This window comes from Pseudomonas nitroreducens TX1 (assembly GCF_000313755.1).
Taxonomy (GTDB): domain Bacteria; phylum Pseudomonadota; class Gammaproteobacteria; order Pseudomonadales; family Pseudomonadaceae; genus Pseudomonas; species Pseudomonas nitroreducens_A.
Genome location: NZ_AMZB01000131.1, coordinates 36603 through 61212 on the forward strand (window position 1 = coordinate 36603; position 24610 = coordinate 61212).

The window sequence follows — 24610 nt, forward strand, 5'->3', positions numbered from 1 at the left end:
ATCGATCCTGAAGAGGGGTGGAGGCAGGGGCGCAATGAGCCCCTGCTGTTAGGCTTACTTGCCCAGGCGCTTGAGTTCGGCGGGGGTGAACTCGGCTTCCTTCACGGGCTTGCCGAACTCGGTGCGGTGGTCGATGCCATTGGTCAGGTAGTTCACCGCGTAGAGGCCGGAGATCAGGTCGTAGGTGGTTTCCACGGCGGTCATCGGCAATTGCAGGTCATGGTATTGGGTCAGGAACGACTCGTAGTTGCGCCATAGCTCGCCGCGGTTGTCGTAGATGTCGCTGGCCATGATCTGCCAGGTGTCCTCGTCAAGGTAGAAGCGCCGCTTGCCGTAGACATGGCGCGCGCCAGGTTTGAGCGTGGCTTCGATGACCCAGACGCGGTGTTTCTCGTAGCGGTTGAGGTCGGGGTTGAGGTAGCCGGGTTTGAGCAGCTCGTCGTAGCTGACCTTCTTGCTGGCCAGGGCGAAGGCGTTGTAGCCAACCAGCAGGTCGCGCTTGCCGATCAGCTTCCAGTCATAGCGATCCGGCGCACCGTTGAAACCGTCCACGCTGTCGGAGACCACCTGGCCGAAGCTGTAGCGTGCGCTGTTGTCGTAGGCGACCGTGGGGGCACGGCGCACGCGCCGCTGGCCGGGTATATACTGCCAGGCGGCACGGGGCGTGGAGACCTGGTTGATCGGTTCCTGCACCAGCGTCACTTCACCGGCATAGCGCGATGGGCTGTTGGTCTGTACGCGGGTGTAATAGAGCAGGTTCGCCTCGGGGTCGAGGTCGCTGATTTTCTCGCGGAAGCCCACCAGTTGCCGGTACGTGACCAGGGTGTAGTCGCCCTTGGCTTGCACGGTGGCAGAGGAGAAGTCGCGCAGGATCGAGCCGCCGCGGTAGCGTGTCAGGTGGTTCCACAACACCTCCAGCGCTTGGGTGGGTTGCGGGAAGGGCACGCCGAAGTGATAGCCGGTCAGGCCGTTGCCGTTGTCGGCCAGGTTGACCTGGGTGAGGTTCTTGCGCGACTCGTCCTGGTAGGCCTGGGGAATCACCGCACTGCGATGGCTGGGGAACACACGCATGCGGTAGTCCGGGTAGCGCGCGAACATCGCTTGCTGGCCGGCGCTGAGCGTGTCCTTGTACTGCGCCAGGTTGGCCTTGTTGACGACATACAGTGGCTGTTCGCCGGCGTAAGGGTCGGCGTAGTCGCCGTCGGTGCCGATAGCCGCTGCGCCGGCCTTGAGGCCGCCGGTCCAGGCGGGAATGCTGCCGTCGGCGTTGCCAGCGCGCTCGGCGCCCAGTGGTGTGAGTTTGTTGTCCAGTTGTGCGGCGTCGGTCTGCTTGGCCTGGGCCAGGCTGCAGGCGGCCAGTAGCGCGACCGCCAGCGGTAGTTTGCGAAGAATGTGGCTCATGGCTAGAAGCTCGCTTTCAGGGTGACGGAGGCGAAGTCGCGGTCATCGACGGTGGAGAACTCGTTGGAGCCGAAGAAGCTGTTGTAGGCCAGCTCGAGCGAGTAGTTGTTGCGGTAGTCGAAGGTCAGGGCGAGGCTGGCGGCCTGCTGGCCTTCCTGGAAATTCGGGCCGTAGCCCTGCACGTCGTGGCGCCAGTTCACCGAGGGCGTGACCACCGTCGCCGGCAGCAGGTCCTCGTAGTTGAGCGCCAGGCGCAGGCGGTAGCCCCAGGAGAAGTGGTCCATCAAACCGTCGGTGTTGCAGTTGTCGGCGTTGTAGTTGGCCAGTTGCGCGCTCGTCACGCCTCCCGGCGTCCCTGCGGCGGAGGCGGCGCTGCACAGCGCGCCGTTGGTGGGAGGTGTGCGACCGAACGAGCCGGCGCGGCCCAGGCGGTCATCGCCGATACCCTGGATAAGGTTCGCCCCGGCCTCGCCGGCCCAGGCAAGGCGTGTTGCGCCCAGCACGTTGTTCACCGTGTCCGTGGCGCCCAGGCTGAACTGCCAGACCGGCAGCCGCACGTAACCCTGCACTTCGTCTCCGCGGGCGCCGGCCAGTTCGGCGGGCGTCATGGGCTGGATCGGCGTGTTGCTCTGCCCGGAAAGCAAAGCCACCAGGTCTGCCGGGTTGTAGCCCAGCGGCATGTTCGGGCGGTAACTCAATTCGCCGAAGAGTGCGGTGGTGCCGACGACACCGCTCAGGCTCAGGCCGAACAGGTGAATGTCCTCGGGGTAGACGGTGAAGTAGTCACCGCTGTTCAGGTTGGTGCGCGTCGCCGAGGCGGGCCCGGTACGTGCGATCACCCCGTTGATCAACGGGGTGCGGCTGTGATAGTTGGCGTAGTAGACGCCCAGGTCGGCGTCGTTCAGCGCCTCGATCACGTAGTGCATGGCCAGGCCGTACTGGCCGGTGTCGCTGGGGTAGTCGGTTGCGCTGCGTTGCAGGTAGCGCCCCTGGGCCAACGCCTGCGCGGTGGTGCCGGTGCCGCCGGAGACCATGTAGTCCACCTGGCAGCCTTCGGCGATGTTGTCGTTGGCGCTGAAGAAGGTGCCGCAACCGTCGAGCACCGAGGGGCGGAAGTTGTATTGCCAGAAGCCTTCGAGGCTCAGTGAGTCGGCCAGGTCGTAGTTGAAGCTGACCATCTCCACCGGCAACTGGCCTTCCTTGAGTTCGACGCCAGGGCGGTTGAAGGCCGATACGTCCAGCGGGTTGATGGCGTTGATGCCGTTCTGCAGGAACAGCGCCTCGCCCCAGCTGAGCACCTGCTTGCCGACCTTCACGCCGAGCTTGCGGTCGGCAACCTGGAAGTCCTTCCATGCATAGGCGTCGAGGTTCTCGAAGCCCTTGAATCTGGCGAGGTCCTGCCAGCCTGAGTCGTCAAACTTCTGGAAGTCGCCGTTGCCGTCTTCCATCGCCTGGTCGTACCAGTATTTGAAACGCAGGAACACGCCCTGGGAACCGTCCTGCACGTCCAGGTCGGTCAGGCCCTTGAACAGGGTCGAGATCGTGTCGTTCCGGCGATAGTTGAGCTTGCCATCGTCGCCGTTGTAATTGATGCCGCTGCCCTCGCGGCGGATGCTGCGGGCGTCGGCTCCGGTCAGCAGGTGCTTGTCCGGGTTTTCCAGCGACCAGCTGGTACCCAGGCTGAGCGTCGTGTTGGTGGTGGCGCTCCAGTCGTCGTTGAGCTGCCAGGTGGCGGCCTGTGCCGGCGGGCTGATGCCGGCGGCAACGCAGAGAGCAAGCAGGCTGGGGCGCGCGATCCCCCGGGGAAGGCGAAGGTGGTTCATGCTGGGACGTACCTGTAGTTGTTGTAGTTGGCAGGTCGGGACGCAATGCAGTTGCCGCAAGCGGTGGCTGGCCACTACATTCCGGTCCTGACCGCGGAATGACCGCGGCCTGTGGGGCACGATGGGAGCAGGGCAGTGCAGGCAGATAGTCGCGACGGGACAAATAGTTTTCCCGGACATCGATATAGAGGCGCGTTATGCGGCTCCATCACTCTGTCGTGGGTACAGGGGCTGGAGCAGAAGGGCCTGGACATGGCGCGCTTCTTCGCCGCCTGGGGCGTCAACCCGGCAGCGTTGCGCGCCAGCAACCTGCGCCTTCCTCTGTTCCTGGCGCGACGCTTCTGGGAGGTGGCGCAGGAGCACAGCGGTGACCCGGCCATCGGCCTGGAGCTGGCGCGTCAGCCGGATCCCGTGCAATTGCAGGGGCTGGCCTACCTGATGCAATTGATGCCAGACCGATTCAGCGCTCTGCAGCAACTGCTGTACTTCTGGCCCCTGGTCGCCGCGCATATCGACCAGCGCCTGGAGGTGGAGGGCGATCGCGCGTGCATCGTCCTGCGGCCGTATTGCGACTACTACCCGGCCTCGTGTGAGGTTGATTACTGGATGAGCCGGCAACTGTGGCACCTGCGCAGCGCACCGGGCTTGTCGTCACCGGTGCGTGAAGTGCGCCTGCGTCGCCCTGCACCGGACGATGCCGACGCCTGGCACCGCATGGTGCGGGCGCCGCTGACCTTTTCCGCGCCAGTGGATGAAATGGTCCTTGACCTGGCGGCCCTTGAAACGCCCCGTGGCGAAGGCAGCAAGGCCATCCGAGAAGCGCTGGAACAGTCGCTGATCGAATACGCGGAGCAAACCGGGACGGGGTTGGAGCTGGAGCGCGCCTGCGCGGAGATCCTGCACGGCCTGGCGGACAATCCAACGCAGGAGGCGGTTGCGCTGCGCCTGCATCTGACCTCGCGCACCCTGCATCGGGCACTGCAGCGTGAGGGCTGGAGCTTTACCGCACTCGTCGAAGAGCACCGACGGCTACTGGCGCAGGACCTTCTGTTGCAGACAGACCGCAGCATCGGGCAGATCGCCGACCGGCTCGGCTTCGACGAGCAGTCCAGCTTCATCCGGGCATTTCGCCGCTGGTACGGCACGACGCCGGGGGTCTATCGCGCGGAACTGGCTTGACCAGAGTGTCGCGTGACTGTCGCCAGGGGCGACCCGGTTGGCGCATTATCCCAAGTGATATTCCTCGCTGCGGGGCGCGCTAGACCAACGCAGCATTCGCACTCTTCCGGTGAGGTGTCATCTTTGCAGCATCCCTCTCAAGGCACCTCGCCGATGTCCTCAAGCGATCACTCGCGCTGCCTGACCCTCGCCAACGGCCTGCGCGTCGCGCTCGTCCATGCTCCCGGCGCCAGCCGCGCCGCTGCGTTGCTGCGAATAGCCCGTGGCAGCCATGACGAGCCGCAAGCCTTCCCCGGCCTCGCGCATTTCATCGAGCACCTGCTGTTCCTCTGTGGCGAGCGCTTCGTCGAGGGCGAGCGCCTGATGCCGTGGGTACAGGCCCGAGGCGGGCGGGTCAACGCCAGTACCTGCGCGCGGCATACCGACTACTTCTTCGAAGTGCCCGCCATGGCACTGGAGGATGGATTGGCGCGGCTGGTGGACATGCTCGCGCGACCGGTTCTGGATGAAGCCGTGCAGGTCGCCGAACGCGAGGTGCTGGAAGCGGAGTTCCTTGCCCGCGCCCGCGACCCCGATACCCTGATCGACGCGGCCCTGGCGCTGGCGGTAGCGCCTGGGCATCCGCTGGGACGCTTCGTAGCCGGCCGGCGCGACAGCCTGAAGGTGGAAAGCCCGGCGTTCCAGAAGGCGCTGCGTGATTTCATCCGCGCCTCTCAGGCTGGCGGGGCGCTGGAGCTCTGGCTGCAGGGTCCGCAATCGCTGGAGGAACTGGAAGCCCTGGCCCAGCGCGAGGCGGGTGTGTTCCCGTCTGGCGGGCTGGTTGATCCTCCTGGCGTCGAATCCCTCCTGCCGCTGAGCGGCCAGGAGCTGAAGCTTCGTCTGCCCGGTGCGCCGCGACTGGTCCTGGCGTTCGCCCTGGACGGTATGACGGGCGCGGGCGGCGTGCTGCTGGAGCAACTGCAAGGCTGGCTGGCCGACGAGGCGCCTGGCTCGCTGTTGGCCTGCCTGGGGCAGAACGGCCTGGGCGACGGCGCCCGTGCACGGCTGAGCCGTTTCGCCAACGGCCAGGCGTTACTGCGTTTCGATTTCGAGCTGGCTGAAGCCTCGGCAGCCGATCTTGTGGAGGCAGCTTTCTTCGCCTGGCTGGAGGCCTTGCGCAAGCTGCCGGCGGAGCTTCTGGCCGCCGCTCCCGCCCATGAGTCATCGGCTGCACTGGAACAGTTGCGGCGTAGCGTGAGCGGCGTTGGGGCTTCGGCTTGGCTGGACCAACTGGTGGCTTCGCGCATGATTCGACTGCTTGCCTGCGAGTCAGTGATCGGCGAGTCGCTGACGTCGGCCGGCTTCACCCTGGACGTTGCACGTAGCCCGCAGCGCACTGTTGAACCCTTGCGTGGTGAACCGTGGTCCTTCACCCCGACGCAGCACCTCGTGGGTGTGGAGCCTGCGGCTTTGCACCTGCGCTGGCGCTTTGCCCAGGCGCCGGGTCGGCAAGCCTTTCTTGCCGCGCGGCAGGCCCTGCGCCCGCTGGCTGGGGCCGCGCGTCACGAAGGCGTCACGCTGCGTCTGGAGGCCATGGAAAGCGACTGGGCGCTGCTGCTGTCCGGTGCGAAGAACCCTCTCGCGGAGCTGGCGGAATCGGCGATCGATGCCCTGCAGAAGCCCTCCGCCAGGGTATTGGGGCAGGGCGCTCGGCTACTGGCGGCTGAGCGCCGGCGCCGTGAAGGGGAAATGCCCATCCGCCAGTTGCTCGACCTGCTGCCCGCACTGCTGGTGGGAGAAAGCGAAGCCTTGCCGGACTGGTCGGCGGCTCATTGGGATGCCCTGGCCCTGGGTATTGAACTGCCGGACACCCTGGCCGGCTATTCGACCACCAGCGCGTTGCCACCGCGCAATGGGCCGCCCGGCCGCCACCGGCAGGTGCTGGAGATGCCGGGTGAGGCCGCGCTGCTGCTGTTCTGCCCGTTGGCATCCCGTTCGGCGGCGGACGAAGCCGCCTGGCGCCTGCTGGCCCGCGTACTGGAGCCGGCCTTCTTCCATTGGCTGCGTGGCGAGCGGCAACTGGCCTACGCGCTCTACTGCGGATTCCGCCAGGTGGGTATGCGGCGTGGCATCCTTTTCGCCGTGCAGTCGCCGCTACTGTCGGCGGTGGAGCTGCAGGCGGAGGTGGACAGCTTTCTCTTCCGTCAGGGCGAGGCCCTGCAGCGCATGGACCCGCAGCGCGTTGACCGTCTGCGTGCTCCGCTGGCTGCCGAACTGGCGCGCGCGCCGGGCGACTTCGCCGAGCGTTTGCAGCAGGCCTGGAGCGACCAGTTGGCCGGTGTTGCGCCGTCTCACCGGGAGCTCATGGCCGAGGCACTGGAGAGCCTCTGCGCCTCCGAGCTTCGTGCTGCGCATTCGGCGCTCACCTCCGCCCAGGACGGTCACTGGCTGCTGCTCAGCCACGTCTGATCCTCGTACTTTCGACCAAGGGTGCCGTCCGCAAGACGGTGCCGCGGGCGACTTTTGCCTTACGCCCAGCGGCTTGCCCAAGGTACTGATCCTCAGTAGCGGTCCGCAGTAGCGGCCCGGCGGTCGCAGATGCCCGCGACCATCGCCGCGCGCCCTAGGTCTCGGCAGTCGCAGAGCCTTGCGCAGCACGCCTTCAATACACCCGCAAGACCCGCGGAACTTGCGCCAAAGCAGCGTATGGCGTGGCATCGGGCGTTTCGATAATCGCCTCCGACACGACTGTCCCGCAGTCGACACCCCCACCCGGAGAGCGCCATGAACAAGAACAACATCGCCGTCCGCCGCCAGCTCCTGCCGCTGGCATTCGCCACCTTGGCCGGGCCGGCTTGCGCCGATATCACGCTGTACGACAAGGACGACACGACCTTTTCTACCGACGGCTACTTCAACGCCTTCTATGTGAATAGCGACGTCGACCGCAACGGCGATACCTATGACCGGCGCCAGTCGCGGGTGAAGATGGGCTTCCTGCCCAACTACATCGGCTTCAACTTCGGCAAGAAGATCGACGACCTGACCCTCACCGGGCGCTCCTCGTTCTGGGTGACCATCAACGACAGCGAACAGGACGGTACGGACACCGCCATTGACGTCCGCCAGTTCTACGGCAACGTCGCCGGCGATTGGGGCGAGGTGCTGATCGGCAAGGACTTCGGCCTGTTCTCGCGCTCCAACATCTTCCTCGACGAACTGCTCGCCGGTTTCGGCAACGCCAGCGACACACTCGGCCTGGTGGACGGCAAGGGCGTGTCCTTCGGCAACATCGGTACCGGCTACCCGTACCCGTTCCCGACCTCGCAGATCACCTACCGCAACAACAACCTGGTGGACGGCCTGCGCGTGGCGGTCGGCATCATGGATCCGATCGACACCAACCAGATCGACAAGGACGCCAGCGACGGCCTCGACGACAAGGCCTACCAGGACAACCCGCGCTACGAGAGCGAGATCAGCTACCAGTTCGACGTCGGCGGCGCGCAGATCTACAGCTGGGTCAACGGCGCCTACCAGACCTCGAAGAACACCAACGACGAAGTCGACAGCGTGACCTCCAAGGGGCTGGGGTACGGCATCCAGGCAAAGATGGGTGGCTTCTCGCTCACCGGCTCGGGCTTCACCGCCAAGGGCATCAACCCCTTCTTCACCAACAACGCCGGCGAAGCCGCCCTGCGTGAAGTGGACAGCCGTGGCGTGCTGCTGCAGGGCTCCTACAGCTGGGGCAAGAACCGCGTGGCCCTGTCCACCGGCGAAACCCGCGACGACGGCAACGGCCTGGGCAGCGCGGCGGACTATTCCACCCAGGGCATCGCCTACTTCCGCACCATCAACGACAACCTGAAACTGGTCGCTGAATACAACGTCTACGAGATCGACGGCCGCAAGGGCTCCACCGTCAGCGAGGACACCGACACCTTCGCGGTGGGCGCCGTCCTCAACTGGTAACTGCGCAAACTCCTTTGGCTCCAGTTCGGCGGGTCGGCACGGCGTGTCGCCCGCCTTTTTTCTTCAGGGGCCTTTTCAGGACAGCCGAGCCCTCAGAAGTAATACGGGAACTTCACGCTGAAGCTGAAATCCGGCGCATCCGGCGAGATGCCGATGGACAGGTTCGGCACGATGGTCAGGTTGGGACTCCAGGCGTAGGTCAGGCCCCAGTTGAAGTACGCCGCGTTGGCGTCGCTGCCGGTGACGGTGGTCCAGTCGCCGCCGTCGGCCTTGATCTTGCTCTTCTGGGCGATCAGGTCGGAGAAGGAGAACGACATGCTGGTCTTCTCGTTGAGGGCGAAAGCTACGCCTGCACCGATCTGGAACCAGTCGCCGAGATCGACCTTGCCTTTCTGCTTCACGCCCTGGGTAGGGCTGATGTCGTCGAAGGATTCCTCGAGGTTGTAGGTGTAGGAGAAGCTGCCGAACAACACGGCGGGGTCGACGGTCTTGACCAGCGAGATGCCGGGCGTGATCGACCAGACGCCGTTGCCGGTGGGCAGGGACTCGGGCACGTTCAGGTTGTCGTTGTCCGAGGCGCGCTTGAGCTTGATGCCGTAGGGTTCCTTGCCGGTGGGGGCCTTGATGCGCAGGCTCACCACCGCGTCGGGGCGTGACTCGGTCTCGTCCATGAACTTGTAGGCGATGCCGACGTTGACGTCGCCCAGGGTCGGGTCGCGAGTGACCTTCTCGTCGGTGGACTGCGCGGTGGAGTTGCCGGCGCCGGCCGATTCGAAGGTGCTCTCGCGGTACACGACGGGGGCGTTTATGTCGAACTGCCAGCGGTTGTTCCAGTTGTAGCGGCCGGTGAGGTCCAGGGTCCAGTTGTCGGCATTGATATTGTCCACGCCGATATTGCCCAGGAAGATCGTGTCCAGTGCGAGGAAGCCGTTGAGGATCAGTTGCTTGGTGTCGTAGTGGGTGTAGGTGATACCGGTCTCGAAACTGAAAGCGCCGTTGCCGAAGAATCCGCTGGCTTCATCGTAGAGGTTCTCCACGCTTTTGGGCGGGCCGGCGTCGTCCTTGAGCGACTCGCCATAGGAGCTGCCGCTGGAGGCGACGGTAGTGCCGGTTCCCGGCGGCGTCGGCTTGCCGGTGGAGGTGACCAGACGCTTGGGCTGGGCGGGTGCGGCCGGTGCTTCCTCGACCTGCCTGACCCGTTGCTCGAGCACCATCAGCGCCTTCTGCTGCGCCTCATAGCGCTGCTTGAGTTCCAGCAGCTCCTGTTTCAACGTCTCCACCTCGGCCTCCGTCGCTGCGGCGGCGAAGGTCGAGGGGAGTAATGCGGATACACAGATTGCAGTTCCTAGCGAGAGCGATCGGTGCATGGCGCGCTGTCCTTGTTTTAGGTTGGACCTCACAGTCGCACTGGAGCGAAATCACATACCCATGGTGCGAAGCCCTTTGAGTTGGTCGAGATTGCAGTCCAGCGCTCCAGACGACGGAAGGTTGTTTTTGAGTACCACGCTGAGCTGTGCCAGGTTGTTGACGGCATTATTCCCGCCCACCATCTGCGCGGCCTGGAGCAGCCCGCCGGCGGCCAGTTGCTGCATGGCGGCGCCCTGGCCGTTGGCGTTGATCGCCAGCTGGATGCCTCCATTGCCCGCCGTCACGCTGACGGTGCCGGCGCCGTTACTGGCGGTGACGGGGGTGGCGTCCAGCGGCGTTCCTTGCGGGGCTGCCATGGGCGGCGCCTGGTTGGCTTCCTTGACATCGATGCTGACGGTGTTGGCGGCCGTGTTGTAGTCGCCTGCCGCGCGGACGCTCTGGGTGACGCCCTGGGTCTGGTTGAGTCCGGCGCCTCCGGTAACGGTGCCAGTGCCCGCCGCGGGCGGAGCCGGGTTGCCGGTGGCTGGTTCATCGATGGTGGTCACGTAGAACTGCGGTTTGATGGTCGACTCCTGGACCTGCATGCTGACCCTGGCGCCGATGTTGTCGCCCACGGCGTTCTTCCAGGTGCTGCTCATGACGATGCCGAAGCTGATGACCCGGCCAGGCATCACGTACTTGCCGCGAAGTTGGGCCAGCTCCTGATCCTTCAACTCGATCGGCTTGAAGACGCTTTCCGCCTGGACCGGCAGGCAGGCTACCAGGCAGGTGGCGGCAAGCAATGGGATCACTTTCATTGGGGTTCTCCCCGGAAGGATTCCTGCCTTCCGTTCTTGTGCGGTCCTAGAGGAAGTCGCTCTGGATGAAGCCGAATTCCATGAGCTCCGCATCCTTGACCGGGCTGAACGCGTTGATTCGGTCCCTGGCCGTCAGTGGGTCGGGCGGGTTCATCAGGGCATTGGCCTGCTCGTAGCCCGGACCGATGACGGCGAAGATGATGCCGTTCCAGCCTTTGAGAAAATCTTCCTGGGTGAAGCGCTTGTGGCCGAGCACCGGGTCGCCGATATAGACGTAGCCCTTGTAGGCCCTCTGCATCACGACGAAGTGTTTGTAGCCACGGATGTCCATCAGCACTATCACCGGGATCGTCAGCTTCTCCAGGGACGCCGGCGGGATCCGGTACCCGCGTGCGCGCATGCCGATGCCTTCGAGGTAGGTCTTCATGTCCAGCATCGAGAAGCCCTGGGTGCGCACCAGGTCCGGGTCGGCGCGCACCAGCATCCCCTTGATCACGAACTCCTCGTCCACGTCCAGCGTATAGGCCTGGCGGAGGATCGTCGCTAGCGCGGCAGCGCCGCAGCTGAAGTCGGTCTTCTGCTGGACCAGGTTGCTGAACTTGCGCTCGCGGATGCTCTCGACCTGCTTGTAGGCCATCGCCCCGCCGGGAAGGACGGCGAAGGGGAGCTGCGCAGCCTGCGTCGTGAGGCTGAAGAGGGCGAGCAAAAGCAGGGCGGACGTACGCATGATCGTGACGCCTTCGGATGGCTTGCGGAGAAGGGAGGCTCCGTTGCCGGAGCCTCCAGGTGCTACGCCGTGTCGCTACAGGCAGGATTTGCAGCCTGCGGCGATGGACAGCGAGTTGCTCTGCTGGTTGCCGACCCCTGCCGCGACGTTGGCCCCGACGTTACCCGACACGTTGTTGAGCGAGTTGCTCAGGTTGGCGTCGTTCTTGACCGGGTCCTTCCAGCCAGTGGGGACCAGGACCTGGTAGGTGGCCTGGCCCTTCAGGTCGACTGTGCCGGCCTCGACGAAGAACAGCGGATCCTTGTCGGTCTTGCCGCCGCCATTGCGGCTGTCGTGCCCGCCATAGCCGGCCTCGTCGACCACGTAGCCGGTGCCAGCGCCCTTGTAGGTGCCGTGGGCCTTGAACTCGGACTTCAGGGTTTCCTTCTCGTAGGTCAGGAAGGCCACGTTACCCACGGTGTTGCCCGTGGAGGTCTGGGTTGCACCGCTGTAGGACTCGGCAGTGGCGCCGCCGGAGACGGCAGCGGCCATGTCGTTCTTCTGTTGGTTGTAGTTGCCGGCGGCGACGTTGATGCCGATGTTGCCGGACGCGCCATTCGCCGAGTTGTTGAGCGTCGCCTTGTTGGTGGTGGACAGGTTCAGGGCTGTGTTGCCGGTGTTGGTCTGGGTCACTTCGGTGGAGGCAAAGGCGGAGCCGAAGATGAATTTCTCATCCGCGGTCGCCAGCGCGGCAGCGTTGGCCTGCTGGTTCAGGTCGCCGCCGGCCACGTTGACACCCACGTTGCCGGATGCGCTCCCCAGCGATCCGTCGACGTTAGCGGTGTTCTTGGTGCCCATGTTGACGACGGTGTTGTCGCTGCTCTCCTGGGTGTCCTCCACCGTGGCGCTGGCGCCTGCGTCGATCCGCGGGTCCTTGTAGGGATCGTACGGAGGCTTGGGTTGATGTTGTTCATGACCGTGGCCGTTGCCATGGCCGTGACCGTTGTTGTTACGGTTATCCGCGTGCACTGCTACAGCCATGACCGCTGCGACGGCGAAAACCAGTGGCTTGAGAGCCATTGTCGGTTTCATGGTGTATCTCCTTGCTTGTTGGCGTGCTTAGTGTTTTAGGAGTTGGCGTGGGTCAGTCCGCGACCCGGATGCTCAGGGTGTTGGCAATGCGATTGCCCACCCCGGCGCTCTGGCTCATCTGCACGACGCCACGGCTGCCGGCAAAGGCCTGGTCGCTGGTGACGACCTGCCGGTTGCCCGTGGTGGAATCCGTTGAGCCTGAGTTCACTGGCAGCGCGACGTTCTGCTGGGAAAGCACGCTGTCATCGACGCTCTGCGGCACGGCACTGACGCTGATCCGCATGGCGTTCACTTGCTGGTTGGCGGTGCCGGCGGCCTGGTTCACGCCCAGTGCGCCATTGCCGTTGCTGAAGGCGTTGCCGGCGATGCTGGCCGACGCCGCCTGGCCGAGGTCGACCTTGGCGTTGACCACTTGCCGGAACTCAGTGGTGGCCTGGGCATTGCTGCCGATGGCGATGGCGCGTCCGTTGGCCTGTTGCTGCGCGTCACCAGCCGCCTGGTTAACGCTGGCGACGCCTCGGTAATTGCGCACGGCGCTGTCGATGCTGGCGTTGTTGATCATCGAAGGATCCGCGGCCAGGGCCGAGACGCTGCAGATCAGGAGAGCAAGAGCGTGCAGGCGCGCGTTCATCTCAGCGGTCCCCCGTCAGCATGCGCAGGGGCGAGAGTCCCTGCTGTACGGTGCGGTTCACCGAGTTGGAGATGCCGGCGCCCCCGCCTGCCGCGCCGGCGCCCAGCGCGTTGCCGTTGAGAGCCTGGTTGGCGCCGTTGTCCATGCCCACCAATTGACCGCCGGGCAGGATGTGCCGCTGCAGGCTCGAGCCGCTGGTGACGCCGGCGAAGTCGCTGTCGCTCAACTCGGCGTTGCCGGTCTGGCGCACGACCTGCTCGGAGATGTTCGGGTTGACGGTGACAGGGTTCGGGTCGGGAATGTCGGTCGGCCGCGTGGCGACGCGGGGTTGCACCTGGCGTTGCAGGACGATGGTGCCGTCGCCGGCGAGTGCGACAGGGAACAGCGATACGCTGGCCGCGCCGCAGGCAAGCGTGACGAGGATGATGGCTATCCGTGAGTCGGTGTTCCCCATGATGGCGATCCTTCTTGGTGCGCTGAGCCCTAACCAGCGGTACCAGGGTGGAGCAGGGGGCGTGCCGCTTTTATACAGCTATTCAGAATCAATGACATGGCGTAACGCCATGCGCGCCATCACGGCGCGGCGCGTTTCATGGCTGATACGGAACGAGCGCGGAAAACCGTGGCGAGAGCCTTGGTACGGGGGCAAAGCACAATCGAGGCGGATTCTGTCGCTTGGCTGAAACACAACGCTGGGCGAAAACGGGCAAGCTGCTGAGCGCTGCGTCTGCGCGCGGTCCAGTGTGTCACCGGGCTAACACAACAGGGTGTTTCTTAACCTTTCGGGTATTTGCGTAGCGCTGTGTTTTCAAGGAATTAGGCATTTTGCATGATGGCACGAACCGGTTGGGTTCACCGTTGTCTGCATCTGGCGGGCGAGGACAGCCGAGCTTTTTTACCGAACTGCCAACATCTCCGCTGCGGGCGCTGGTTGCGAGAAATTTTTGTGAATTTCATAGCCATCCGCAGGCAATGCATTAGCATGCCGACGCCGCTGCGGCGCCGGCGCGCCGGGAGCTGGCAGCGGAATAACCATTAGAAGTGTGCGAGCCAGTGTGCCTCGCGGGGGAAGTAGCATGGATTTGTGGAGCGCCTTTCAGGCCTTCATCCTGGGCGTGGTCGAGGGGCTTACCGAGTTCCTGCCGATTTCCAGCACCGGCCATCAGATCATCGTGGCGGATCTCATCGGCTTTGGCGGCGAGCGCGCCGAAGCCTTCAACATCATCATCCAGTTGGCAGCCATCCTGGCGGTGGTCTGGGAGTTCCGCCGCAAGATCCTCGATATCGTCTGCGGCCTGCCTACCCAGCGCAAGGCGCAGCGCTTCACGGTCAACCTGCTGATCGCCTTCTTCCCGGCGGTGGTGCTGGGCGTGGCCTTTGCCGACTACATCCACTATTACCTGTTCAACCCGATCACCGTGGCCGTGGCGCTGGTGGTGGGCGGCGTGATCATGCTCTGGGCGGAGAAGCGCCAGCACGTGATCCAATCCGAAACCGTGGACGACATGACCTGGAAGGAGGCCCTGAAAGTCGGTTGCTGCCAGTGCCTGGCGTTGATTCCGGGCACCTCGCGCTCCGGCGCCACCATCATCGGCGGCCTGCTGTTCGGCCTGTCGCGCAAGGCGGCCACCGAATTCTCCTTCTTCCTCGCCATGCCGACCATGGTCGGCGCTGCGGTCTACTCGGGCTACAAGTACCGGGACATCTTCCAGCCCGCGGACCTGCCGGTGTTCGCCATCGGCTTCGTCACCTCGTTCATCTTTGCCATGATCGCCGTGCGCGGGCTCCTGAAGTTCATCGCCAACCACAGCTATGCGGCCTTCGCCTGGTACCGTATCGTGTTCGGCCTGCTGATCCTGGCGACCTGGCAGTTCGCCCTGATCGACTGGAGCAGCGTCAAACCCTGATCCGATAGCGAGTGAACGTGGAAAAGAACGGCACCATCAGCCGCTGGGACGATGACAAGGGCTTCGGCTTCATCCGTCCCCAGGCCGGCGGCAAGGAAGTCTTCCTGCACATTTCCGACTTCCGCGGCGACCGCCGGCCGGAAGCGGGCGACCAGGTCTGCTATGTCGAAGGCACCGGCAAGGACGGCCGCCCCCGCGCCGACCACGCCCGTCTTGCCGGGCTGGCCATCGATACCCCGGCGATCCGCCGCAAGCCGGTCGCCGCGGCCACCCGCGAGCGCGTTCGCAGCGGCCGCGAAGTGGCCTTTCCCAGCGCCCCGAAACGCTCCCTGGGCAAGGCGCTGGCAGTCCTTGCGGTGCTGCTGGCGCTGCCCGTCATCGGCTCGGTGCTCTGGCTGAAGGACAGCTATTTCGTCTGGTTCCTGCTGCTCTATCCGGTGTTCAGCGTCCTGGCCTTCCTCGCCTACTGGCGGGATAAGCGCAGCGCCGAGCGCAACGACTGGCGCACCCCCGAACAAAGCCTGCATCTGCTGGAACTGCTCGGCGGTTGGCCGGGCGCCTTTCTCGCTCAACAGGTGTTTCGCCACAAGACCCGCAAGCTGTCCTTCCAGCTGGTGTTCTGGTCCATCGTCCTGCTGCACCAGTTGTTCTGGGTCGACTGGCTCAGCGGCGGCCGCCTCCTGGGCTGGATCGGCGCACTGATGGGCCTGGCGGCGACTTCGGCGTAAGGGCTGTCTTCAGACGGGCCAATCGTCTTTCGAGAAGCCTTCCTCCAGATAATCGAGCAACGCCCGCACCGCCGGCAGAATGCCGCGCCGGTGCGGATACACCGCCTGCAGGTAGGCCTCCGGCTCGCTCCAGGCGGGAAGCACGCGCACCAGACGACCGTCGTCCAGCTCCTGGGTGCAGTAATGCAACGGCAGTGTCGTTACGCCCAGCCCTGCCAGCGCCACGTTCTTGCGCAGGTTGAAATCCTCCACGGCCAGCCGCGCCTCGAATGCCAGTTCCTTCACTTCTCCCAGCGGGCCAGTGAGCTTCATGTGCACGCGGCGGTCGTTATCGATGGCGCCGAGAACGGGCAGGGCGGCCAGGTCCTCCGGCTGATGCAGATCGACGCCCTCGAGCAATGAAGGTGCAGCGACCAACGCAGTCTTGGCCCGACGCAGGCGCCGCGAAATCAGCGACAGGTCTTCATCCCCCGGCGCTCGCACGCGCAGCGCGACGTCGATGCTCTCATTGAGCAGGTCGACGCGGCGGTTGGTCAGCATCAGCTCCAGATTCACCTGCGGGTAAGCCGCGAGGAACCCAGGCAGCATTTCGTTGAGCGAGGTTTCCGCCAGTGCCACCGGGCACGAAAGGCGCACCCGTCCGCGAGGCTCCGCGCTCAATTGTGCGGCCACTTCGTCCGCCATCTCGGCTTCCACCAGCATCGCCTGGCAGTGCCGGTAATAGCGCTCGCCGAGGTCGGTGAGCGCCAGTTTTCGCGTGGTGCGTTGCAGCAGGCGCACATCCAGGCGCGCTTCCAATTCCGCTACACGCCGCGACAGGCGGGACTTCGGCAGGCCCAGCAGGCGCCCGGCGGCGGCGAAGCCTCCAGCTTCCACCACCTTGGCGAAATAGAAGAGGTCATTGAGGTCCTGCATGGGATTGTCCTGCTGATGAGACGAATCATTGCATTTTTGCCGACTTATCGAAGATTGGCCACATGCGTAGTCTTGCCTCCAACGACAAATGCCTCCGCCAACCCACGTGGCACCCTTCCTGGAGAACACAGATGAAACTGCTGCATATCGACTCGAGCATCCTCGGCGACAACTCCGCTTCCCGCCAACTGAGCGCCGAACTGGTCGCTGCCTGGGCCGCCGCCGAGCCGGGCGTCGAAGTCACCTACCGTGACCTGGCCGCCGACGCCATCAGCCACCTGTCCTCCGCCAGCCTGGTTGCCGCCGGCACTCCGGCAGAGCTGCGCGATGCTGCGCAGAAGCACGAAGCCGCCCTGGGCGAGAAGAGCATCGAAGAGTTCCTCGGCGCCGATGCCATCGTCATCGGTGCTCCGATGTACAACTTCTCCATTCCCAGCCAGCTGAAGGCCTGGATCGACCGCATCGCCGTCGCTGGCAAGACTTTCCGCTACACCGAGAACGGCCCGGAAGGCCTGGCGGGCGGCAAGAAGGTGATCATCGTCTCCACCGCCGGCGGCATCCATGCAGGCCAACCCTCCGGCATCGCCCACGAGAATTACCTCGAACTGGTACTGAACTTCCTCGGCATCACCGACATCGAGGTCGTTCGTGCTGAAGGCCTGGCCTATGGCGACGAACCCCGCCGCAACGCCATCGCCGGCGCCCAGGCGAGCATCGCCAGCCAGTTCGCCGCTGCCTGATCGCTGCCCTGAGAAGAAAACGCCCCGCCCATGCGGGGCGTTTTTGTGTCCGGACAGCGCCGCCTGTCTGCGGACGCGGAGCGAGCCCGACTGGCGCGTACTATGCAGTGATTTCCTGCAGGCGGCGCCCGGGGGGCTGAGCATTCACCAACAAGGCCTCGTGGCGCCTGATCCGGGGACACATCGGGGGCGAATTGCACCATGGCGAGGCGCTTGTTCTGGTTGCTGCTGCTCGTTACCTTCAGTACCGCGAGTTGGGCGGCACAGGGCTGGAATGTGGGTTTTCACCGCCTGCAGGTGAGCGATCCACTGGACCAGCAGCCAATGAAGGCCATCGCTTTCTACCCTACACGCGCCCCCGAACAGCCGCTGCACCTGGGCAACTTCATCCTCGATGTCGCCTACGAGGGGCAGACCGCCAATGGCCGCTTCCCGCTGCTGGTGATGTCCCACGGCAACTACGGCACCCCGCTGGCCCACCGCGACCTGGTCCAGGCACTGGTGCGCAAGGGCTTCGTGGTGGTGACCTTGCTGCATCCCGGCGACAACCTGCATGACCACAGCCGCCTGGGCGCGGTGAGCAACCTGTATGGGCGGCCATTGCAGGTGTCGGAAACCATCAGTGCCGCACTGCTCGATCCGAAGGTTGCGGCCATTGCCGATCCACGCAAGGTCGGAGTGATTGGCTATTCGGCGGGTGGCGAAACCGCGCTGATCCTGGCCGGCGCACAGCCCAGGCTGGATCGGCTGATCAAATACTGCCAGCGGCACCCCGACGACCGCGACGCCTGCAGCGAGAAGGGTGAGGTGCGCGCCGACCGGAACGATCTGGTGCCCATGGCAGACCCGCGCGTTGGCGCCTTGCTCCTGCTCGCGCCGCTGAGCCTGATGTACGGCGTCCATGAGCTGGAGGACGTGCAGGTGCCCGTGCTGCTCTACACCGGCAACAACGACCATATCCTCGACTGGAAGAAAAACGCCGCCGCGCTGGCGCGCAAGCTGCCGCAGCAGGCGGACCTGAGGGTGCTGGACGGGGCAGGGCACTTCGTCTTCATGTCGCCCTGTTCGGATGAGGAAATGGAAGCCACCCCCGACCTGTGTGCCGACACCCAGGGGCTGGACCGCAAGGCGATCCACCGCGACCTGGCCGCCTCGGCGGCGGAGTTCTTCGACGTCAGCCTCGGAAGCGCGACGATGCAGACTTCCGGCCGCTGAGCATTGCGTGTGTTTTTCGTCAGCGAGCTTGCTCGCGAACCGGCCCCCGCCGCTCCTGACGCCAGCGCAGGGAAAAGAAGAAGCCCCGCATTGGCGGGGCTTTTTCGTCACGGCGGGGCGCAGGTCAGACGATCACGCCCTGGCTGCGCAGGTAGTCGTCGTAGGTGCCGCTGAAGTCGGTCACGCCGTTCTCAGACAGTTCGATGATGCGGGTGGCCAGGGAGGACACGAACTCGCGGTCATGGCTGACGAAGATCAGGGTGCCGGGGTAGTTTTCCAGCGCGAGGTTGAGTGCCTCGATGGATTCCATGTCCAGGTGGTTGGTCGGCTCATCCATCACCAGCACGTTGGGGCGCTTGAGGATCAGCTTGCCGAACAGCATGCGGCCCTTTTCGCCACCGGAGATCACCTTCACCGACTTCTTGATGTCGTCGTTGGAGAACAGCATGCGGCCGAGGGTGCCGCGCACCAGTTGCTCGCCGCCCTGGGTCCACTGGGCCATCCAGTCGAACAGGTTGTAATCGTCCTCGAAGTCCTCGGCATGGTCCTGGGCGAAGTAACCCACGTCTGCGCTGTCGGTCCACTTCACCTCGCCGGAGGTGGGCGCCATCTCGCCGACCAGGGTGCGCAGCAGGGTGGTCTTGCCGATGCCGTTCGGGCCGATGATGGCGATGCGCTCGCCGGCTTCCACCTGCAGGCTCAGGTTCTTGAACAGCGCGACACCGTCGAAGCCCTGGCTGACTTTCTCCAGGGTCACTGCCTGGCGGTGCAGCTTCTTGTGCTGCTCGAAGCGGATGAACGGGCTGACGCGGCTGGACGGCTTGACCTCTTCCAGCTGGATCTTGTCGATCTGGCGCGCACGGCTGGTGGCCTGCTTGGCCTTGGAGGCGTTGGCCGAGAAGCGGCTGACGAAGGTCTGCAGCTCGGCGATCTGGGCTTTCTTCTTGGCGTTGTCCGACAGCAGGCGCTCTCGGGCCTGTTCGGCCGCGGTCATGTACTCGTCGTAGTTGCCCGGGAACAGGCGCAGCTCCCCGTAGTCCAGGTCCGCCATGTGGGTGCAGACGCTGTTCAGGAAGTGGCGGTCGTGGGAAATGATGATCATGGTGCTGTTACGCGCCGTGATGACGTTTTCCAGCCAGCGGATGGTGTTGATGTCCAGGTGGTTGGTCGGTTCGTCCAGCAGCAGCAGGTCCGGATCGGAGAACAGCGCCTGGGCCAGCAGCACGCGCAGCTTCCAGCCCGGAGCCACGGCGCTCATCGGGCCGAAGTGCTGGTCCAGCGGAATGCCCAGGCCCAGCAGCAGCTCGCCGGCGCGGGATTCGGCGGTGTAGCCGTCGAACTCGGCGAACTGCACTTCCAGTTCGGCCACGGCCATGCCGTCTTCCTCGCTCATCTCCGGCAGGGAGTAGATGCGGTCGCGCTCGGCCTTGACCTTCCACAGTTCCTCGTGGCCCATGATCACGGTGTCGATCACGCTGAAGTCTTCATAGGCGAACTGGTCCTGGCGCAGCTTGCCCAGACGTACGCCGTTTTCCAGCATCACCTGGCCACTGGACGGCTCCAGCTCGCCACCGAGGATCTTCATGAAGGTGGACTTGCCGCAACCGTTGGCGCCGATCAGGCCGTAGCGGTTGCCGTTGCCGAATTTGACGGAAACGTTCTCGAACAGCGGCTTGGCGCCAAACTGCATGGTGATATTGGCGGTGGAAATCAACTGACTGACCCTTGGCTGGACATGGTGCGCGCCGGGCGCAGACGGCGCAGGCGGGCAGGGAAGGCGTTCTTGTCGACCGAGGTCGACAGGCGTCTGGCAAAGCCGCTCATTATGCCACAGCGGTGCCCGCGCTGCATGCTTTGCCGCTGCAGCGCCCGTTGTGCGGGCGTATGGCGATATCAGACAGTTGAAACCCCCCGTTGTCCTGCATCAGAATTCGGTGTTCAGAATTCTGGTGGGGGCTGTATGAAAATCCTAAACGCTCAACATTCGCTCAGGCATTACCTGGAACAGGTCAGCAACAAGCTGATCACCGTGGTCTCGGCCTCCGCCAGTGAAACCGAGTCACTGATCGAAACTCTGGCGGAGAAGGGCAATCGCCTTGATCTGCTGGTGGGCACCATCAACTCCTTCACCTCGCCGGACTTCATCGATTACTGCGTCCGCGATGCCGGTCCCAACGTCACCTTGCACGTCGACTTCCGCGCGCAGAACAGCGTGCACTGGAAGCTGATCCTGATCGAACCGGATGTGGTCATCCTGGGTAGCGCCAACTTCACCGAGATCGGCCTGAGCCTGACCCGCGACACCTGTACCGTCATCCAGGACGCGTCGTTGTACGCCGACTACCTGGCGCGGGTGGCCGAGATCAAGAGCGTGGAAGGCGTGGTACTGGGCGAAGACACAGCAGCGTTCGACGAGCAACTGGAAGATTATCGCCAGAGCCACCGCCGCGTGCAGGCGAGCCTTGCGCGTAGCGCACAGTACCTGGACGGTGAGAGTTGGCTGGGCGACGAGACCAACCAGAGCATCCCGCTGTTCATCTGGTACAGCGACCACTCCGACGATTCCGAGGAAAAGGCCGAAGCCTTCCTGCACGCCAGCAGCGACGGCGTGGACTGGGATGACGTGCGCGAGTTCTTCACCTATGAATGTGCCGAGGGTGTGCTGCCCTACGAAGAGGGCGACATGGTGCTGACCGCGCGCTGCAACGGCACGCACATCGGTTTCTACACCTTCGACCGCATCCTCTACCGCGACGGCACCTACTACATCTACTCCTACCGCAAGAAGCGCTACACCCAGCCGTTCAAGCTAGAAGATGCCAAGGAGCGCCTGCGGGACGTGATTCCCGAGTGGTACGAGGAAATGCGGACTTCGCTCAACCGCCATGACATCAATAGCGTTGTGCGCTAAGCGCTCGCCGTTCATCGGCGCGTAGCCGGTGACCCGGCGGTCCGTGGCTGCGCGCCTTGGCAATCAGGTCGCGCACGGCTAGCATCCTGCCAGTATCTCGACGTCGCATGCCGCAGTTGCGTGAGCCCGTCAGAAACCTGTCAGGAGGCAAAGGACCATGCCGCAACTTCCCCCCGATGAAGTCCCCGTCCGCCGCCGTATGCGTTGGCATTGGCGGCTGTTGACGCTGAAGATCTACATACTCTGTGCATTCCTGCTCGCCTGCATGCTGGGCGGCAGCGCGATGCTGTTTCTCAATGTGCTCAATGACACACTCGAACCGGTCCAGCGCCTTGGATCCTTCGCGGCCGGCGCGCTGATCCTGCTGCTGTGCTTCCACATCCTGCGCATGGCGTTGCCGCCCATGCCGTGGCACTCCAGGCGGCGCAGCGTCGAATAGCAGCCACGATGAAAAACGCCCCGCGGCATCGCTGCCACGGGGCGTTTTCTTCGAGTCGGATCAGGTCATCAGAAGATGTTGACCGGGTACTCGACGAAGACGCGCACTTCGTTGCCGTCGTCGTTGTAGGAGCGGGCGTCATTGGATACGCGCAGCCAGGAACCGCGCAGCTTGACCGACAGGTCCTTGGCCGGGCCGCTCGGTACGACGTACTTCAGCTGGTTGAAGATTTCGCGCTCTTTGCCGTTGCTGGTCTCAGCGGTCTTGATGTTGTCGCCGTAGACGTAGGCCACGGTGTAGCTCAGGCCCGGTACGCCGTACTCGGAGAAGTCCAGGCTGTAGCTGCCCTGCCAGGAACGCTCGTCTTCGCCGTTGAAGTCCGACCAGTAGGAGTTGGCCAGCCAGATGGTGGTGCCGCCATCGCCCAGGCCGCCTTGGTTCTGGTACCAGCCGTAGTTGTAGCCGGAGTCACCGTTGTTGCGCTGGTGCGCGATCATGAAGGTGTGGACGCCGATGTTATAGGCGGCCGACAGGCTCCAGATGGTGTTCTTGGTGCCATCGATGCCGTTGTCGGCAGCGAAGTCTTCGTTCACGCGGGTGCGGTAGCCGTTGAAGTCCAGGGTCAGGGACTGCTTGTCGGCCACCGGAATGACGTAGTTCAGGTTCATGTACTGCTTGCGAGCGACGTCTTCGCTCTCGTAGCCGTACAGCGAGCCGCTGAAGTTGTCGGTGAACTTGTAGCTGCCGCCGAACACGTCGATGCGCTTCAGGCCGCCGCTGTCACGCCCCTCGGCGCTCTTGCGGGTTTCCGAAGTGAAGGCCGACGTTCAGTTCCAGGCCTTCGATCTCCTTGGAGGTGATCAGGGTGCCGGTGAAGCTTTCCGGCAGCAGGCGGGAGTTGTCGTAGCTCAGGATCGGCAGGGCCGGCATCTGGTCACCGTACTTGATCACGGTGTTGGAGAAGCGGGCCTTGACCGCGCCACCGGCACGGGCCAGGTCGTTGGCGGCTTCGCCGCTGTCGCCCTGCTTGAAGAAATCGATACCGGCAGCGCCGCTCTTGCCCTGGCCACCGTCCAAGCGCAGGGCGTACATGCCGAATGCGTCAACGCCGAAGCCCACGGTGCCCTGGGTGAAGCCGGAGGTGAAGGTCGCGGTGGCGGCCTGGCCCCACTCGGCCTTGTCATCGCGGCCGTGCTTGTAGTCGCGGTTCATGTAGGCGTTGCGGAAGAACAGGTCCAGGTGGCTGTCTTCGACGAAGCCCTTGGCAGTGGACTGGTCTTCGGCCATGGCGGCGGTCGACGCGAGGATCCCCAGTGCGAGCAGACTGATCCGGTGGTTCAGCATCTTGATTTCCTTAATGGTGCAGCGCCAGCGACGAGAGGAAAAAAGCTCTCCGCCCCGAAGTGTGTGATCGGGGTAGGTGGAGTCCTGTGCTGGCCTATTCTTTTGGTTGTATTCGAGGCGTGGTCGCCCCGGCGCCGCGGGATGATAGCAGAGGTTCGAACTTTTTCGTCCAGCCCCTGTCACGCTGTCGTCATGATTACCTGATCAGCGGTTTTGGCAGCCGGATCGCCGCGGATGGGCGAAGTCGCGGCAGATTGCCGCGTCGTCGGGGTCAGCGGGAGAACGAGCGCTGGAACAGCCAGAGGCTGAGGATCAGCCCGCTGAATGCGGCCAGTGCTGCGCAAAGGAAGATCGAGCCGAAGCCGAAGCCATTGGCGACCGCGCCCATCAGCGGCCCGGTGACACCCAGGGATACGTCGATGAACAGCGAGTAGGCGCCCAGCGCCGCGCCGCGGTTGGACGCGGGCACCAGACCCACGGCTTCCACGCCGAGTGCAGGAAACACCAGGGAGAATCCGAAGCCCGTCAGTGCCGCGCCGGCCAGGGCGATCCAGGGTGTCGGGGCGCTCCACAGCAGGAGCAGGCCGAGACTTTCCACCGACAGGCAGGCAATGGCGACGCGGAAGCCCCCGTGGCGGTTGATGGCGTTGGCGAACAACAAGCGTGCGCCGATGAAGCAGCCACCGAATGCAGTCAGGCAGTAGACCGCGTCCTGCCAGCCGAGGCTGGCGTAATAAAGCGTGATGAAGGTGGCGATGGTGCCGAAGCCGATACCACCCAGCGCCAGGCCCATGCCGTGGGGGAATACCCGACCGAGCACGTGATGGAAGGGCATGCGCTCGCCATGCACCAGCGCTGCCGCACGCTTGGGCCATGCCAGGGCGAAACCGAGCGCGGCCAGCAGGACCACGCTGCCGCCCAGGCTGGCCAGCCCGAGCTGGCCGACCATCAGCACGCCCAGGGGCGCGCCGATGGCGAGTGCGCCATAGCTGGCGATACCGTTCCAGGAGATGACTTTTGCAGTGTTCGCTGCGCCGACGCGGTCGATGCCCCAGGCGATCGAGGCACTACCGACCAGGCTTTCCGACGTCCCCAGAACCAGCCGTGCGACCATCAGCAGGCCGAGACTGAACCACGGCAACCCCTGCATCGCCCAGGAACCGAGCATCAGCGCGCCGCTTCCGGCGCAGCCGACCATGCCGTACAGCACTGCACGCTTGGGCCCGAGCGTGTCGATGACCCTGCCGGCGTAGGGGCGGGTAAGGAGGGTGGCGAGGTACTGGATGCTGATGACCAGGCCGGCCATCACCGAGCCGAAGCCCAGGTCGCTGTGCACGTAGCCGGGCAGCACGGCCAGCGGGATGCCGATGGTCAGATAGGCGATGAAGGTGAAAAGGACGACAGACACCACCTGCGGCGTGGTGGACGACCAAGAGCGGGAATCGGTGGACATGTGCTGCAGT

20 protein-coding genes and 1 pseudogene are annotated in these 24610 nt (G+C 64.5%); 9 read left to right on the plus strand and 12 right to left on the minus strand.

Going from position 1 to position 24610, the window contains the following annotated elements:
- Window positions 1–54 precede the first annotated feature (54 nt).
- On the minus strand, window positions 55–1401 hold the full coding sequence (locus tag C167_RS0124565) for a DUF1329 domain-containing protein (RefSeq protein WP_017520965.1): 1347 nt from the start codon (window positions 1399–1401) through the stop codon (window positions 55–57).
- Window positions 1402–1403: 2 nt separating this feature from the next.
- On the minus strand, window positions 1404–3224 hold the full coding sequence (locus C167_RS0124570; protein WP_017520966.1) for a DUF1302 domain-containing protein: 1821 nt from the start codon (window positions 3222–3224) through the stop codon (window positions 1404–1406).
- A gap of 252 nt (window positions 3225–3476) precedes the next feature.
- Between C167_RS0124570 and C167_RS0124575 the strand changes: the two genes are divergently transcribed.
- The 3 genes from C167_RS0124575 (at window position 3477) to C167_RS0124585 (ending at window position 8354) form a co-directional block, all read left to right on the plus strand.
- A complete protein-coding gene (locus C167_RS0124575) occupies window positions 3477–4403 on the plus strand; it encodes a helix-turn-helix transcriptional regulator (protein ID WP_017520967.1) in 927 nt (308 codons plus the stop codon).
- Between the two features lie 153 nt (window positions 4404–4556).
- Window positions 4557–6851, plus strand: a complete 2295-nt coding sequence (gene pqqF / locus C167_RS0124580) for a pyrroloquinoline quinone biosynthesis protein PqqF (protein ID WP_017520968.1) — start codon at window positions 4557–4559, stop codon at window positions 6849–6851.
- A gap of 315 nt (window positions 6852–7166) precedes the next feature.
- On the plus strand, window positions 7167–8354 hold the full coding sequence (locus C167_RS0124585; RefSeq protein WP_017520969.1) for a porin: 1188 nt from the start codon (window positions 7167–7169) through the stop codon (window positions 8352–8354).
- Between the two features lie 92 nt (window positions 8355–8446).
- Here C167_RS0124585 and C167_RS0124590 read toward each other — a convergent pair whose 3' ends face one another.
- The 6 genes from C167_RS0124590 to C167_RS0124615 all read right to left on the minus strand — a co-directional run bounded on the left by C167_RS0124590 (window position 8447) and on the right by C167_RS0124615 (window position 13402).
- The gene (locus C167_RS0124590; protein ID WP_026079253.1) at window positions 8447–9721 is read right to left on the minus strand and encodes a hypothetical protein; all 1275 of its coding nucleotides are present in this window, start codon (window positions 9719–9721) and stop codon (window positions 8447–8449) included.
- A gap of 51 nt (window positions 9722–9772) precedes the next feature.
- Window positions 9773–10519, minus strand: coding sequence for a hypothetical protein (locus C167_RS0124595; protein WP_017520971.1), 747 nt, complete (start codon window positions 10517–10519; stop codon window positions 9773–9775).
- Window positions 10520–10565: 46 nt separating this feature from the next.
- On the minus strand, window positions 10566–11246 hold the full coding sequence (locus C167_RS0124600) for a C39 family peptidase (protein WP_017520972.1): 681 nt from the start codon (window positions 11244–11246) through the stop codon (window positions 10566–10568).
- 75 nt (window positions 11247–11321) lie between these two features.
- Window positions 11322–12317 carry a hypothetical protein gene (locus C167_RS0124605; protein WP_026079254.1) on the minus strand — a complete coding sequence of 332 codons (996 nt, stop codon included), beginning with the start codon at window positions 12315–12317 and terminating at the stop codon, window positions 11322–11324.
- Between the two features lie 52 nt (window positions 12318–12369).
- On the minus strand, window positions 12370–12948 hold the full coding sequence (locus C167_RS0124610; RefSeq protein ID WP_017520974.1) for a hypothetical protein: 579 nt from the start codon (window positions 12946–12948) through the stop codon (window positions 12370–12372).
- A 1-nt stretch (window position 12949) separates the two neighbouring features.
- A complete protein-coding gene (locus tag C167_RS0124615; RefSeq protein ID WP_017520975.1) occupies window positions 12950–13402 on the minus strand; it encodes a hypothetical protein in 453 nt (150 codons plus the stop codon).
- Window positions 13403–14024: 622 nt separating this feature from the next.
- Here C167_RS0124615 and C167_RS0124620 point away from each other — a divergent pair.
- Together C167_RS0124620 and C167_RS0124625 are read left to right on the plus strand one after the other, a co-directional pair.
- Window positions 14025–14855: an undecaprenyl-diphosphate phosphatase gene (locus tag C167_RS0124620; protein WP_017520976.1), complete on the plus strand. Its 831-nt coding sequence runs from the start codon at window positions 14025–14027 to the stop codon at window positions 14853–14855.
- A 17-nt stretch (window positions 14856–14872) separates the two neighbouring features.
- On the plus strand, window positions 14873–15583 hold the full coding sequence (locus C167_RS0124625; protein ID WP_026079255.1) for a DUF1294 domain-containing protein: 711 nt from the start codon (window positions 14873–14875) through the stop codon (window positions 15581–15583).
- Window positions 15584–15592: 9 nt separating this feature from the next.
- Here the strand turns inward: C167_RS0124625 and C167_RS0124630 are convergent, their stop codons facing one another.
- Window positions 15593–16498: a LysR substrate-binding domain-containing protein gene (locus C167_RS0124630; protein ID WP_017520978.1), complete on the minus strand. Its 906-nt coding sequence runs from the start codon at window positions 16496–16498 to the stop codon at window positions 15593–15595.
- 131 nt (window positions 16499–16629) lie between these two features.
- On the opposite strand from C167_RS0124630, the gene C167_RS0124635 reads away from it, so the two are divergent.
- Both C167_RS0124635 and C167_RS0124640 read left to right on the plus strand, forming a co-directional pair.
- A complete protein-coding gene (locus tag C167_RS0124635) occupies window positions 16630–17238 on the plus strand; it encodes an FMN-dependent NADH-azoreductase (protein WP_017520979.1) in 609 nt (202 codons plus the stop codon).
- Between the two features lie 201 nt (window positions 17239–17439).
- Entirely contained in the window at window positions 17440–18453 is a 1014-nt protein-coding gene (locus C167_RS0124640; protein WP_037006338.1) for an alpha/beta hydrolase family protein, read from the plus strand.
- Between the two features lie 124 nt (window positions 18454–18577).
- On the opposite strand, the gene C167_RS0124645 is transcribed toward C167_RS0124640, so the two are convergent.
- Window positions 18578–20167, minus strand: a complete 1590-nt coding sequence (locus C167_RS0124645) for an ABC-F family ATPase (protein WP_017520981.1) — start codon at window positions 20165–20167, stop codon at window positions 18578–18580.
- A 246-nt stretch (window positions 20168–20413) separates the two neighbouring features.
- On the opposite strand from C167_RS0124645, the gene C167_RS0124650 reads away from it, so the two are divergent.
- Complete coding sequence (locus tag C167_RS0124650; protein ID WP_017520982.1) at window positions 20414–21364, plus strand: phospholipase D family protein; 951 nt, start codon at window positions 20414–20416, stop codon at window positions 21362–21364.
- 157 nt (window positions 21365–21521) lie between these two features.
- Window positions 21522–21803, plus strand: coding sequence for a hypothetical protein (locus C167_RS0124655; protein ID WP_017520983.1), 282 nt, complete (start codon window positions 21522–21524; stop codon window positions 21801–21803).
- Window positions 21804–21871: 68 nt separating this feature from the next.
- On the opposite strand, the pseudogene C167_RS32925 reads toward C167_RS0124655, so the two are convergent.
- Together C167_RS32925 and C167_RS0124665 are read right to left on the minus strand one after the other, a co-directional pair.
- Window positions 21872–23147 (minus strand): annotated as a pseudogene (locus C167_RS32925) (OprD family porin).
- A gap of 271 nt (window positions 23148–23418) precedes the next feature.
- Window positions 23419–24600: an MFS transporter gene (locus C167_RS0124665; RefSeq protein ID WP_017520985.1), complete on the minus strand. Its 1182-nt coding sequence runs from the start codon at window positions 24598–24600 to the stop codon at window positions 23419–23421.
- Window positions 24601–24610 lie beyond the last annotated feature (10 nt).

Bases quoted from the DNA above. Each gene is read 5' to 3' on its own strand.
- C167_RS0124565 (WP_017520965.1), bottom strand. From the start codon at position 1,401: ATGAGCCACATTCTTCGCAAACTACCGCTGGCGGTCGCGCTACTGGCC.
- C167_RS0124570 (WP_017520966.1), bottom strand. From the start codon at position 3,224: ATGAACCACCTTCGCCTTCCCCGGGGGATCGCGCGCCCCAGCCTGCTT.
- C167_RS0124575 (WP_017520967.1), top strand. From the start codon at position 3,477: ATGGCGCGCTTCTTCGCCGCCTGGGGCGTCAACCCGGCAGCGTTGCGC.
- pqqF (WP_017520968.1), top strand. From the start codon at position 4,557: ATGTCCTCAAGCGATCACTCGCGCTGCCTGACCCTCGCCAACGGCCTG.
- C167_RS0124585 (WP_017520969.1), top strand. From the start codon at position 7,167: ATGAACAAGAACAACATCGCCGTCCGCCGCCAGCTCCTGCCGCTGGCA.
- C167_RS0124590 (WP_026079253.1), bottom strand. From the start codon at position 9,721: ATGCACCGATCGCTCTCGCTAGGAACTGCAATCTGTGTATCCGCATTA.
- C167_RS0124595 (WP_017520971.1), bottom strand. From the start codon at position 10,519: ATGAAAGTGATCCCATTGCTTGCCGCCACCTGCCTGGTAGCCTGCCTG.
- C167_RS0124600 (WP_017520972.1), bottom strand. From the start codon at position 11,246: ATGCGTACGTCCGCCCTGCTTTTGCTCGCCCTCTTCAGCCTCACGACG.
- C167_RS0124605 (WP_026079254.1), bottom strand. From the start codon at position 12,317: ATGAAACCGACAATGGCTCTCAAGCCACTGGTTTTCGCCGTCGCAGCG.
- C167_RS0124610 (WP_017520974.1), bottom strand. From the start codon at position 12,948: ATGAACGCGCGCCTGCACGCTCTTGCTCTCCTGATCTGCAGCGTCTCG.
- C167_RS0124615 (WP_017520975.1), bottom strand. From the start codon at position 13,402: ATGGGGAACACCGACTCACGGATAGCCATCATCCTCGTCACGCTTGCC.
- C167_RS0124620 (WP_017520976.1), top strand. From the start codon at position 14,025: ATGGATTTGTGGAGCGCCTTTCAGGCCTTCATCCTGGGCGTGGTCGAG.
- C167_RS0124630 (WP_017520978.1), bottom strand. From the start codon at position 16,498: ATGCAGGACCTCAATGACCTCTTCTATTTCGCCAAGGTGGTGGAAGCT.
- C167_RS0124635 (WP_017520979.1), top strand. From the start codon at position 16,630: ATGAAACTGCTGCATATCGACTCGAGCATCCTCGGCGACAACTCCGCT.
- C167_RS0124640 (WP_037006338.1), top strand. From the start codon at position 17,440: ATGGCGAGGCGCTTGTTCTGGTTGCTGCTGCTCGTTACCTTCAGTACC.
- C167_RS0124650 (WP_017520982.1), top strand. From the start codon at position 20,414: ATGAAAATCCTAAACGCTCAACATTCGCTCAGGCATTACCTGGAACAG.
- C167_RS0124655 (WP_017520983.1), top strand. From the start codon at position 21,522: ATGCCGCAACTTCCCCCCGATGAAGTCCCCGTCCGCCGCCGTATGCGT.
- C167_RS0124665 (WP_017520985.1), bottom strand. From the start codon at position 24,600: ATGTCCACCGATTCCCGCTCTTGGTCGTCCACCACGCCGCAGGTGGTG.